The 12812-nt window shown below is 57.9% G+C and carries 10 protein-coding genes; all 10 read left to right on the top strand.

Annotated features, from left to right (window positions below; all coding sequences use genetic code 11):
- Positions 1 to 29: 29 nt before the first annotated feature.
- The 10 genes from MME58_RS17760 to MME58_RS17715 all read left to right on the top strand — a co-directional run bounded on the left by MME58_RS17760 (position 30) and on the right by MME58_RS17715 (position 12588).
- Positions 30 to 2936, top strand: coding sequence for a TIGR00180 family glycosyltransferase (locus tag MME58_RS17760; protein ID WP_055007202.1), 2907 nt, complete (start codon positions 30 to 32; stop codon positions 2934 to 2936).
- A 308-nt stretch (positions 2937 to 3244) separates the two neighbouring features.
- Complete coding sequence (locus MME58_RS17755; RefSeq protein ID WP_054986821.1) at positions 3245 to 4171, top strand: ketoacyl-ACP synthase III; 927 nt, start codon at positions 3245 to 3247, stop codon at positions 4169 to 4171.
- Between the two features lie 328 nt (positions 4172 to 4499).
- A complete protein-coding gene (locus MME58_RS17750; protein ID WP_055007201.1) occupies positions 4500 to 5348 on the top strand; it encodes a flagellin domain-containing protein in 849 nt (282 codons plus the stop codon).
- Positions 5349 to 5420: 72 nt separating this feature from the next.
- Entirely contained in the window at positions 5421 to 5813 is a 393-nt protein-coding gene (locus MME58_RS17745; RefSeq protein WP_054986819.1) for a flagellar protein FlaG, read from the top strand.
- 83 nt (positions 5814 to 5896) lie between these two features.
- Complete coding sequence (fliD, locus tag MME58_RS17740) at positions 5897 to 7348, top strand: flagellar filament capping protein FliD (protein ID WP_055007200.1); 1452 nt, start codon at positions 5897 to 5899, stop codon at positions 7346 to 7348.
- A 124-nt stretch (positions 7349 to 7472) separates the two neighbouring features.
- Complete coding sequence (fliS, locus tag MME58_RS17735) at positions 7473 to 7862, top strand: flagellar export chaperone FliS (RefSeq protein WP_054986817.1); 390 nt, start codon at positions 7473 to 7475, stop codon at positions 7860 to 7862.
- A gap of 24 nt (positions 7863 to 7886) precedes the next feature.
- Positions 7887 to 8183: a flagellar protein FliT gene (gene fliT / locus MME58_RS17730; RefSeq protein ID WP_003316802.1), complete on the top strand. Its 297-nt coding sequence runs from the start codon at positions 7887 to 7889 to the stop codon at positions 8181 to 8183.
- 177 nt (positions 8184 to 8360) lie between these two features.
- A complete protein-coding gene (gene fleQ / locus MME58_RS17725; RefSeq protein ID WP_055007199.1) occupies positions 8361 to 9836 on the top strand; it encodes a transcriptional regulator FleQ in 1476 nt (491 codons plus the stop codon).
- 122 nt (positions 9837 to 9958) lie between these two features.
- Positions 9959 to 11173 carry a sensor histidine kinase gene (locus MME58_RS17720; protein WP_024662270.1) on the top strand — a complete coding sequence of 405 codons (1215 nt, stop codon included), beginning with the start codon at positions 9959 to 9961 and terminating at the stop codon, positions 11171 to 11173.
- Complete coding sequence (locus tag MME58_RS17715; RefSeq protein WP_054986815.1) at positions 11173 to 12588, top strand: sigma-54-dependent transcriptional regulator; 1416 nt, start codon at positions 11173 to 11175, stop codon at positions 12586 to 12588. Before MME58_RS17720 ends, MME58_RS17715 begins: the two co-directional genes overlap by 1 nt.
- Positions 12589 to 12812 lie beyond the last annotated feature (224 nt).

Here is a 12812-nt window from a genome sequence, read left to right as displayed (position 1 = left end):
GCGCAATCGATTCGTTATAAGGAAAGATCATGCAAAGCCATTCGGGAAATGAACACACCGCTTTGAATCAGCGCCTGACCCTGCTGTTGATGGCCAAGGACCAGCCAGACTTCCTGCGCCGCGCCTTGAAGTATTACAGCCAGTTTCCGTGCACCCTCATAGTGGTCGATGCGTCAGCCCAGCCTGATGCGGAGATTGCCGGCACAGCCGGCCTGCATTACCTGCGCGGTGACGCGCTGGCCAGTGCCAGCCTTGGCGTCAGGGTCGCCGAGGGGCTCAAGCAGGTGACCACGCCCTTCGTGGTTCAGGCTCCGGTCGACAGTTTTCTGCTGCCTGATGCACTGAGCGCAGCGCTGAGCTTTCTTGAGGCCAACCCCACCTACGGCGCCTGTCAGGGCTACAGCCTGAGCTATCAGGCGCAGGTCGGTCAGGTGGACTATTTCCGTCGCGATCGCAAAACCTGCGAAGACTATGCCGCGGATGACGCGGGCGAGCGGGTTCTGGGTTTCATGAGCGAAAGTCTGTCGCTGCTCAGCGCAGTGACGCGCACGGAGCTGGCGCAGCAGTGGTTCACTTCGGTTACCGATGACACCGAGCCGCACTGGCAGGAAATCGGCCATATGAACTATCTGGTTGCGGCGGCCCGCCTGCGCATCCTGCCAATCGCTTATGCACTGCACTTCACCTCGGGCAAGCAGGCCGAGCTACGCCATGGCGCAGCCATTGCCGCCGCCGTCAGGCACACTGATCCCAAGGCCAGGGCCGCCCGCGATGCGTTCGCCAAAAAACTGGTCGCGCTGCTCGGTGAGGGCTCGGGCTTCGACGGCGCGCAGGGCGAACAGAAGATTCAGGCCGGTCTTGCCGCCATGGGCGAGTGCCTCAAGACCCAGGGCTTCCAGGGCGGTGAGAAAATCATCAGTGCGGTGTGGAATGTCGGCCTTGAGCAATCGGACGCGCTCTTCGAGCCTCGCCAGTTCGTCGAAATGCCGTTTTACAACCAGGCACTGTTCGATGAGCTGGCCAGAATCGAATTCCTCATCCATCTGATGCCGGCGGGCCGTCTGCAGTTGGAAGGGCTGGAAGCGGCGCTGCTCAAGCAGGCCGAGTTGTTGCGCGAGCAGAGCAACCCGGACGCCGAAGCGCGCATCAGCCGCCTGTGGTACGCCTACGAAACCTACGCCTTCAATCTGGGCGTCGTGAAGAGCCTGATCGCGGAATTGATCAGCGGCAAAGGCAAGGACAGCGAAAAGCAGATCGAACAGGTTTCGGCCTGGAGCCAGCGTCTGCAGGCGGCATCCGCTTTCGACAACGGTCGGCTGCTCGATGGCATGGCTTCCGGTCAACTGCTCAACTGGCTCGATTCGCGCGATCCGGCGCCTGAGGCCCTCAAGCAGATCAGCGACAAACTCGCCAGCAAACCGGCCGGGTCGCAGATCGGTATCCTGGTGCTGGATCTGGAAGCGGATGTATTCAAGCTGCAGGCCACGTTCGACAGCCTGATCAACAGTCATTACAAGGCTTTCAGGGTGGCGGTGTTCACCACCGGGGAATTGCCGGCCGTGACTACGCTGCACAGTACCCTGCACTTTGTGAAAGTCACCGAAAGCAACTACGTCGACAAGATTAACCAGTTCGTCAAACAGTCGCCCAGCGACTGGCTGATGCTCGCGCACGCAGGCGAGGAGTTCACCCGCAGCGGTCTGCTGCTGGCCAGCGCCGAGCTGATCGATGCCGCGCAGTGCCGGGCTGTGGCCGTGGACGAGGTTCAGCGTCAGGCCAACGGCACGCTGGCCCCGTTGTTCCGTCCCGGTTTCAACCTTGATCTGCTGCAAAGTCTGCCTGCATTGATGGCTCGTCACTGGCTGGTGCGTCGCGAGTTGCTGGTCGAGGCGGGTGGATACTCGCGCGAGTTTCCCGAGGCGCTGGAATTCGATCTGTTGCTGCGCCTGATCGAGCAGGGCGGCATGAGCGGTCTGGCCCATCTGAGCGAACCGTTGCTGATCTGTGAGGCGCCCGAATTGAAAGACAATCCGGACGAACAAAAAGCGCTCAAGCGCCACCTTGACAAGCGCGGTTATCAGGCGGAAGTCAGCTCGGCGCAGCCTGGTGCTTACAAGATCGATTATCGCCACGCTCATCGGCCGGTGGTTTCGATCCTGCTGCACGGCCAGGACAACCTGCCCGAGTTGCAGCGTTGCCTGCAAAGCATTCTGCAACGCACCCGCTATCAGCGTTATGAAGTGCTGATCGGTGACAACGCCAGCAGCTCTGCCGAATTGTCGACCTGGCTGGATCGGCAGGAGCAGGTGTCGGGTCGCGTGCGCGTGTTCCGCGCCGAGCAGCGCATGAGCCCGGCAGCCTTGCGCAATCTGATCAGTCAGGAAGCCGGTGGCGAATACCTGATCCTGCTGGATGCCGAAAGTCAGATTGTCAATGTCGGCTGGATCGAATCACTGCTCAACCAGGCGCAGCGTCCGGAAGTGGGCGTGGTAGGCGCCAAGCTGGTGGATGGCGAAGGCGCAGTGACTCAGGCCGGTCTGGTGCTGGGCCTGAATGGCGGTGTGGGTTCGGGGTTCGTCGGTGAGCCCAAGACCGCCACTGGCTATATGCAGCGCCTGGTGGTCGAGCAGAACTACTCTGCCGTGTCATCGGCCTGCCTGATGATTGCCAAGGAGCTGTACAACGCTGTGGACGGTCTGGATGAAGATCTATTCGCCGAAGCACTGGGCGATGTCGATCTGTGCCTCAAGGCTGCGCAAGCCGGCTATCTGACCGTATGGACGCCGCATGTGCAGGTGGTGCATTCCGGTGTGGTGCATGCCCCGCAGCAGGCGCGCGAAGCATTGATGGACAAGTGGTCATCGCAGTTCGCGCAGGATGAAGCCTACAACGTCAATCTGGATCTCCACGGCAAAGGCTTCACTCTGGCCGTTTGAGTCGTTCAGCCCCCGTAAAACCGGCTGCTGCGCGGCCGGTTTGTCACTTTGAAGGCTTCTTCGCAGGAAGCTGCCGGCAAGCATCAAGTGCATGTTCCCTCGACGCAAATTGACTCAAAGCATGCAGACGGGAGTGACCTGCGGGTCATAAAGTGCATCTCCACTGTATTGTTTTACAGGGAGCGACATGCGCCTGACTTGCTTTAACCTGCCAAGCGCCCTGAAAATGTCTGTAAATCACCCCTATTCGGTAGCGCCCCGATTGCATCGGGACGAAAAATGACCTGTTTACTCATCGGGAAGCCATGATGATTGGCATTAAAAGCATAGCGAGTTACGTGCCTGTTGCAGGTGTTGATAACTACGCTCAAGGCGCAAGATTCGGCAAGGATGAAGAATTCATCCTTGGGAAAATCGGCTCCACCTTCCTGCCGCGCAAAGACGCCGGCCAGGAAACCTCGGATCTGTGCGTTGAGGCGGCCAACACGCTGTTTGCCAATAACCCGCAGCTCAAGCGCGAAAGCATCGATGTGCTGATCGTCGTCACCCAGAATGGCGACGAGGAAGGGCTGCCGCATACCGCAGCCATCGTTCAGGACAAGCTGGGGCTGTCGACCAACGTCGCTGCATTCGATATATCGCTGGGCTGTTCCGGCTATGTGTACGGCATTTATGCGATCAAGGGCTTCATGGAAGCGGCAGGCTTGAAAAATGGCCTGTTGATCACTGCCGATCCGTATTCGAAAATTGTCGACCCGGAAGACCGCAACACTACCATGCTGTTCGGTGATGCTGCGACGGCCACCTGGATGGGCGAGGGGGCCCAATGGCAGCTGGGCAAGGCGAAGTTCGGTACCGATGGTTCCGGTGCGCCACATCTGAAGGTCAGCAACGGCGTTTTCTTCATGAACGGTCGCCAGGTGTTCAACTTTGCACTGTTGAAAGTCCCGGCGCATTTGCATGAGCTACTGGGCGAGTCGGATCTGACCCCGGACGATATCGATGCCTTCTGTATTCACCAGGGCAGTGCGGCGATCGTCGATGCGGTCGCGCGGCGCTTCGAAGACAAACCCGAGAAGTTTCTCAAGGACATGGTCGAAACCGGCAACACCGTGTCATCCAGCATTCCGCTGCTGATCGAGAAGCATGTGCTCGGTTCTTCATGGAAGCGGGTCGCCTTGAGCGGTTTTGGTGTGGGGTTGTCCTGGGGCTCTGCAATTATCTATAAAGACTGAGTTCACCTCGCCTTACAAAGAACGCCTGCGGATAAAACCCCAGGCGTTCTTAAATTAAATAGTGATCTACGTCACACTTTGAACTTCGTGGCGCAATGCGCTCGCCTGCCGCCACTTCTGACTGCCGTGAATTCCCCTCTTTCCCGCCGTGGGTTTACGGCCCAAACCCTTGTTTTATAAGGGGTGTCACGATGATGGCAAAATATTAAAAAAAAACACTCAAGCAACCTGCCATCGCGACGATAACTATTACGAAGGTTCTCTAGGCATACCCGGCGCTTGCAGGGGCCGGAAGCCACGTAGTACCAAAACCACCGAGGAATTCATCATGGCTTTAACAGTAAACACCAACGTAACATCGTTGAGCGTCCAGAAGAACCTGAGCCGCGCCTCCGACGCACTGTCGACGTCGATGGGTCGTTTGTCTTCCGGCTTGAAGATCATGAGCTCGAAAGATGACGCCGCCGGCCTGAACATTGCTACCAAGATCAACTCGCAGATCAAAGGTCAGACCATGGCGATCAAAAACGCCAACGACGGTATGTCCATTGCTCAGACCGCTGAAGGCGCTCTGCAAGAGTCGACCAACATTCTGCAGCGTATGCGTGAACTGGCTGTTCAGTCGCGAAACGACAGCAACAGCGCTACTGACCGCGTTGCGCTGAACAAAGAATTCACCCAGATGAGTTCGGAACTGACCCGTATCGCCAACAGTACCAACCTGAACGGCAAAAACCTGATTGACGGTTCTGCCAGCACCATGACTTTCCAGGTTGGCTCCAACTCCGGCGCCTCGAACCAGATCTCGCTGTCTTTGAGCGCCAGTTTTGACGCGAACACCCTGGGTGTCGGTTCGGCGATCACCATCGTCGGCTCCGACAGCGCCGCAGCGGAGGCCAACTTCTCTGCTTCAATCGCCGCGATCGACTCGGCTCTGCAGACCATCAACAACACCCGTTCGGATCTGGGTGCTGCGCAAAACCGTCTGTCCAGCACCATCTCCAACCTGCAGAACATCAACGAAAACGCCAGTGCTGCACTGGGTCGTATCCAGGATACCGACTTTGCTGCTGAAACTGCACAGCTGACCAAGCAACAGACCCTGCAACAGGCTTCCACCTCGATCCTGGCACAGGCTAACCAGCTGCCGTCCGCTGTACTGAAACTGCTTCAGTAATATCGGAATGAGTTTTGGCGGGTGAGCACTTAACAGTGCTCTCTCGCTTTTTTGCTTTCAGAGGTGATGGTCATGGATATGAGTGTGAAGCTGAGCTTGTCTTATCCGGCCGTTCAACCGGCAGGCCAGGCCGTTGTGGCCGCCCCGTCGGTTGACAAGCCTGCCGACGCGAAGCCCGTGGAGCGGGTTGCGGACCCGGCCGAAAGTAAAGGTTCCGATCTGCATAAGGATAATCCCAAGGACGACGCTAAAGTCAAAGCAGCGGCCGAGGATATTCAAAAATTCTTTCACGCGGTGAAGCGCAATCTTGAGTTCTCGATTGACGAAGATTCTGGCAAAGTCATTGTCAAAGTGATTGCAAGCGACTCCGGTGAAGTAGTAAGACAGATTCCCAATGCAGAAATCCTGAAACTGGCCGATAGCTTGAGTGATGCGAACAGTTTGTTGTTCCGCGCCAAGGCCTGATCGCCGGTACCGCATGTGTTGTCGGGTCATTCGCCTTTTAAAAGGGCGGTTAACCCTGCGGCATTCTTGAAGGGAGAAGCACCATGGCAAGTCCGATTACATCTACAAATGGTATTGGGTCCGGTTTGGCAATCGGTTCCATCGTCGAAGGTCTTGTCGGTGCTGAAAAAGCGCCCAAGCAGAACCAGATCGACAAGCAGAGCGCCTCCACGACTGCATCCCTGTCGGGTGTCAGTCAGTTGACGTCTGCACTGGCTGCGTTCCAGAAGACACTGGACACCCTTGCCAGTTCCACCACGCCTGCCTTCCAGGGCTTTGCTGCTACGTCTTCTAATGAAGCGGTGGTCAAGTCCACAGCGGGCAACACGGCAGTCAACGGCTCCTACGCGATCAACGTTAGCCAGCTGGCAACGCCTTCGAAGGTGGCTACCGCCGCGCTAGACTCGACGCAGTCAAGTGCTATTCCGAGTGGTACTCTGAAAATCACTCAAAATGGCACTGATTACAACGTGGCGATCGACAAGACCTCGACGCTGCAGGAAGTGCGCGACAAGGTCAACTCGACGCTGCAGGGTAAAGGCATCACCGCCAACATCATCAACGACAACAACGGTTCCAGGCTGGTGTTCAGTTCGACGACCACCGGCAAGGGCAGTGACATTTCGGTGACGGGCGCTTCCGGCCAGGAAGCGCTTAACATTGATGGCACCAAGTTGATGAGTGCCTCGGGTACTGGCGCCGGTGCGATTACCGATGTCGCCAAGGACGCTGCGTTCACGGTCGATGGCCTGAGTCTGACCAGCAAGACCAATACCGTGAGTACGGCCATTTCCGGTCTGACGTTCGAACTGGTCGCGCCCAGCGCTTCTTCTGCTCCTTCGGCATCGACCACAGTCACGGTAGCCACTAACACCGATGGTCTGAAAACGTCATTGCAGTCTTTCGTCGACTCTTACAACACACTGGTTTCACTGGTGTCGTCGTTGACCAAGGGCACTGTCGACAGTCAGGGTAAATACACGGCCGCTGCGTTGACCGGCGATTCCGCGCCGCGTGCCCTGCTGGCGACGATACGCGACCAGATTGCCACGGCTACGTCGAATGCCGGCTTGAGTTCCCTGGCGCAGTTGGGGATCAAGACTCAACAGTCTGACGGCAAATTGACGTTGAGCACGACCGAACTCACAACAGCGCTGAGCGACAAGAAGCTGGGCAGCCAGATTCAGGCGATGTTCACCGGTGTGACCAATGCTGACGGCACCAGCTCGGGTGGCTTGATCGCACGCATGAACACTGCTCTTGAGCCGTATACGAAAGCCGACGGCGTTCTGGCTGGCAAGACCACCAGTCTTAATAAAGTGCAGACGCGACTGGCCAGTGATCAGGAGGCGCTCAACCGTCGTATTACGACATTGACGGCAACCCTCACCAAGAAATATAACGCAATGGACCTGGTCGTCGGGCAGTTAAAGGCAACGGCTTCAAGCATTACTTCGATTTTTGAAGCGATGAACGCGCAGAAAAACGCCTCGTAAAAAAACGAGTGTGGAAGTATCAGCAACCCGACTCTGTGTCGGGTTCTTGCTTTTGGGCTAAAGTTTCTGCGCACTGCGTCGATAGCTTGAGTATCAGTATTCTGGATTTGTTACGAGGCCCATTATGAATCCGATGTTAGCGTTGCGGCAGTATCAGAAGATCGGCTCCCAGGCTCAGACCTCGGAGGCCAGTCCTCATCGTCTTGTTCAAATGTTGATGGAAGGTGGCCTCGACCGCATTGCTCAGGCCAAGGGTGCCATGGCGCGCAAGGATATCGCCAGCAAGGGCGTGCTCATCAGCAAGGCCATCGACATCGTGGGCGGCCTGCGTGAGGGGCTGGATCTGGAAAGCTCGCCAAGTGACGTGCTGGTCAGGCAGGACAGTCTCTATCACTACATGATGACGCGTCTGGCGGAAGCCAACGCCCGTAATGATCAGAAGATGCTCGATGAAGTCGCCGGCCTGTTGATCACCGTCAAGGAAGGCTGGGATGCTATCGGCACCTTGCAATAATCTGCTGGCCTGAGGAGAACAATAATGAGTGCTGCGCTCAAGCGTATCGAGGAAACCCGCGAAGCCTTGGTAGGCGCGCTGGCAGATCGTGACTGGGAGGCTATCGTCAAGCTGGACCTGGCGTGTCGCGAGTGTGTCGACGCGGTGGTCAGCGAAGCGCCCGACGACGAACCTGCACTGCGCAGCAACCTTGAGGAGTTATTGGGTGTCTACAGGCAACTGATTGATGTTGCAACCGGTGAGCGTCAAGCGGTTGTCGAAGAAATGACTCAAATCCAGAATGCGAAGAGCGCGACGAAGGTATACCATCTGTTCGGTTAATGTTTAATTGTCATTTTTATTGTTCGACAAGAATTTCGCCATAAATTTGACTGTGTTCGTTTTTTTGACTTAACTAGTGATGTTTACTATTTTCTGGCGTCTCAAGGTTTATACATCTGAGAAGCCAAGCTGCCCCCCAATCATGGGCATTGAGTTGACTAGGGAAGTTGCTATTGCATGTGGCGTGAAATCAAGATTCTGCTAATCGATGACGATAGCCAGCGCTGCCGGGATCTGGCGGTGATCCTGAATTTTCTTGGCGAAGAAAATCTCTCCTGTTCCAGTCAGGACTGGCAGCAGGTGGTCGGCTCTCTGGCGTCTCCACGAGAAGTACTGTGCGTACTGGTCGGCAGCGTAAACGCGCCGGGCAGCCTGCAAGGGCTCCTTAAGACCATCGCGGCATGGGATGAGTTCCTTCCTGTGCTGCTGATGAGTGAAAATTCCTCTGTCGAATTGCCCGAGGATTTGCGCAGGCGAGTGCTCTCCGCACTCGAAATGCCACCCAGCTACAGCAAGCTGCTCGATTCGCTGCACCGTGCCCAGGTCTACCGCGAGATGTACGACCAGGCTCGCGAGCGCGGCCGTCATCGTGAACCGAACCTGTTCCGCAGTCTGGTAGGTACCAGCCGCGCGATTCAGCACGTGCGGCAGATGATGCAGCAGGTCGCTGACACTGACGCCAGCGTACTGATCCTTGGTGAGTCGGGGACGGGCAAGGAAGTGGTTGCGCGTAACCTGCACTACCACTCCAAGCGCCGAGATGCGCCGTTCGTGCCGGTCAACTGCGGTGCCATTCCGGCCGAACTGCTCGAAAGCGAGCTGTTCGGACACGAGAAGGGCGCGTTTACCGGCGCGATCACCAGCCGTGCCGGCCGCTTCGAGCTGGCCAACGGCGGCACCTTGTTCCTTGACGAAATCGGCGACATGCCGCTGCCGATGCAGGTCAAGCTGCTGCGCGTCTTGCAGGAGCGCACGTTCGAGCGTGTGGGCAGCAACAAGACGCAGAGCATCGATGTGCGCATCATCGCCGCAACGCACAAGAATCTCGAGACCATGATCGAGCTGGGCAGCTTCCGCGAAGATCTTTACTACCGTCTCAACGTGTTCCCGATCGAGATGGCGCCATTGCGTGAGCGTGTCGAAGACATCCCGCTGCTCATGAACGAATTGATTTCGCGTATGGAGCACGAGAAGCGCGGTTCGATTCGCTTCAACTCCGCAGCCATCATGTCGCTGTGTCGCCATGCCTGGCCGGGCAACGTCCGTGAGCTGGCCAACCTGGTCGAGCGCATGGCGATCATGCATCCGTATGGTGTGATTGGTGTAGCCGAGCTGCCAAAGAAGTTTCGCTATGTCGACGACGAAGACGAGCAGATGGTCGACAGCATGCGCAGCGAGATCGAAGAGCGTGTGGCGATCAACAGCAATACGCCGAACTTCGCTTCCGGCGCGATGCTGCCGCCAGAAGGGCTCGATCTGAAAGACTACCTCGGTGGTCTGGAGCAGGGCCTTATTCAGCAGGCGCTGGACGATGCCAACGGTATCGTTGCTCGCGCTGCGGAGCGCCTGCGCATTCGTCGGACCACGCTGGTCGAGAAGATGCGCAAGTACGGTATGAGTCGTCGTGAGGGCGATGAACAGGCAGATGATTGACGCCGGTTTTTTGTGCCAAAAGCCAAGCCCCTGATTTTTCAGGGGTTTTTTTTAGGCACGGGGATTGCTAAGTCTCTCTTAACACACCGTTTACTGACGGTTCGCCACGAGAGAGATGAATCATGTCCCAGGCCGCCCAACTGACTTCCGCCCTATCTGTTCAGGCTCAGTACTCCCCGGAACTGGAAAGTCGTCAGGGGCTTGAGCAGGCATTCTCGCTGTTCAATCAAATGTCGGCGCAACTGACCGACTCCTACGGCTTGCTTGAAGCGCGCGTCACCGAGCTAAAGGGCGAACTGGCTCATGCCGGTGCCCAGCGCCTTCAGGAGCTGGCGGAAAAAGAACGCCTGGCCAACCGACTGCAGAATCTGCTTGATCTGCTGCCCGGCGGGGTGATCGTCATTGATGGCATGGGCGTCGTGCGCGAAGCCAATCCGGCGGCCATCGACCTGCTTGGTCAGCCGCTGTTGGGCATGCTCTGGCGTCATGTGATCAGCCGCTGTTTTGCACCCCGTGAAGATGATGGCCACGAAGTCTCGCTCAAGGATGGCCGCAGGCTTTCCATTGCCACGCGTTCGCTGGATGCAGAGCCAGGGCAACTGGTGCTGCTCAATGACCTGACCGAAACCCGTCATCTTCAAGAACAGCTGGCTCGTCACGAGCGCCTGTCGTCACTGGGCCGTATGGTCGCTTCTCTGGCGCATCAGATTCGTACGCCGTTGTCCGCTGCCATGATCTACGCCAGCCATTTGACCGAGCAGGAACTGCCGGTGGAAACCCAGCAGCGTTTCGCCGCGCGGCTCAAGGATCGTTTACATGAGCTGGAGCATCAGGTTCGCGACATGCTGGTGTTCGCCCGCGGCGAACTGCCGCTGACGGATCGCCTGACGCCCGGTGCTCTGTTTCAGGCGCTGCAAAATGCGGCTGCGACGCATGTTCAGGGCGTGGCGGTGCGCTGGCAGTGCGACAGCATCGATGGCGAGCTGCTGTGCAATCGCGACACACTGGTCGGCGCACTGCTCAATCTGATTGAAAACGCCGTCCAGGCCAGCGCTGGCCGGACGCTGCTGAAAATTCACGCCTACAGTCGCGGCAACGAACTGCGAATCTGCTTCAGCGATAACGGCAGCGGCATTGACAAGGCCGCGCTGGCGCGCATCGGTGAGCCGTTCTTTACGACCAAGACCACCGGCACAGGGCTTGGTCTGGCCGTGGTGACGGCGGTGTCGCGTGCGCATCAGGGGCGCGTGGATTATTTGTCGCGGGTCGGCCGTGGTACCTGCGCCATTGTCAGTCTGCCGTTGATCCCGGCTTCCAGTCCGACAGGTAATAACTGATGCCGATCAATGTGCTGCTGGTCGAGGATGACCGTTCGCTCCGGGAAGCGCTTGGGGAAACCCTCGAGCTGGCCGGTTATGACTATCAGGCGGTCGGTTCCGCCGAAGAAGCACTGGTGGCTGCCGAGGCAACGCCCTTCAGCCTGGTGATCAGTGACGTCAACATGCCGGGCATGGACGGCCACCAGTTGTTGAGTCTGTTGCGCAGCCGGCATCCGCAACTGCCGGTGCTGCTGATGACGGCGCATGGCGCAGTCGAGCGCGCTGTCGATGCCATGCGTCAGGGGGCTGCGGATTACTTGGTCAAACCCTTCGAGCCCAAGGCGCTGATCGCGCTGGTTGCGCGGCATGCACTGGGTCGTCTGGAACCTGCCGAGCGCGACGGACCGATTGCCGTCGAGCCCGCCAGTATCCAGTTGCTGAACCTGGCCAGTCGCGTGGCGAAAAGCGACTCCACCGTGTTGATCTCCGGCGAGTCCGGGACCGGCAAAGAGGTTTTGGCGCGTTTCATTCATCAAAACTCGCCCCGTGCCGATAAGCCTTTTATTGCGATCAACTGTGCAGCGATTCCGGACAATATGCTGGAAGCCACGTTATTCGGTCATGAGAAGGGTTCGTTTACCGGCGCCATTGCGGCGCAGGCCGGCAAGTTCGAGCAGGCTGACGGCGGGACGATCCTTCTGGACGAGATTTCCGAAATGCCGCTGGGGCTGCAAGCCAAATTGCTGCGTGTGTTGCAGGAACGCGAAGTCGAACGCGTAGGGGCGCGCAAGCCGATCGTTCTGGATATCCGCGTCGTGGCGACCACCAACCGCGATCTGGCGGGTGAAGTGGCGGCGGGGCGCTTTCGTGAAGATCTGTTTTATCGCCTGTCGGTATTTCCACTGGCATGGCAGGCGTTGCGTCAAAGGACTGCCGATATTCTGCCGTTGGCCGAGCGGCTTCTGGCCAAGCACGTCAATAAAATGAAGCACGCGCCGGTTCGTCTTTCTGCCGAAGCGCAGCAGTGTCTGGTGAGCTATCCATGGCCCGGGAATGTGCGGGAGCTGGATAACGCTGTGCAGCGTGCCTTGATTCTGCAGCAGGGCGGGGTGATTCAGGCGCAGGATTTCTGTCTGTCCGGGCCGGTTACCAGCCTGCCTGTTGCTGCCTCTGTCGAGGCTGCAGTGGCAGTGACTGGCACTACCGTGGCGGAGAATGCAGGTGCCGGCGTCAGTCCGGAATCTGTCGGCGCGCTGGGCGATGACCTCAGGCGTCACGAGTTTCAAATGATCATCGACACCCTGCGTTCTGAACGGGGACGTCGCAAGGAGGCTGCGGAACGCCTGGGTATCAGCCCGCGTACATTGCGCTACAAGCTGGCGCAGATGCGTGACGCCGGAATGGATGTGGAAGCCTATCTGTTTGCCACATGAACCAGGCACACGGATCGCCGCTCCCGATCGGCGGTCACTGAATATTTTTGCTGTGATACAAGCCTGAAATAATCCCGGCGCCCCGTAGATACGGGCGGCCCGGCGCGAACTCGTGTCAAGCGACATGATGCACTCATCTGGTGTGGCAAATAGCCGCCATCTAGCTGGCATCGTTGTTGCTATACCTTCTGTACCCGCTGAATCAGTGTCAAAAATTTGCGGGC

The organism is Pseudomonas syringae pv. tagetis (assembly GCF_022557255.1).
In the GTDB taxonomy this organism is placed as follows: Bacteria; Pseudomonadota; Gammaproteobacteria; order Pseudomonadales; family Pseudomonadaceae; genus Aquipseudomonas; species Aquipseudomonas caricapapayae.
Note: the sequence above shows the minus strand (reverse complement) of the source record. Positions and strands in the feature narration are given on the sequence as shown.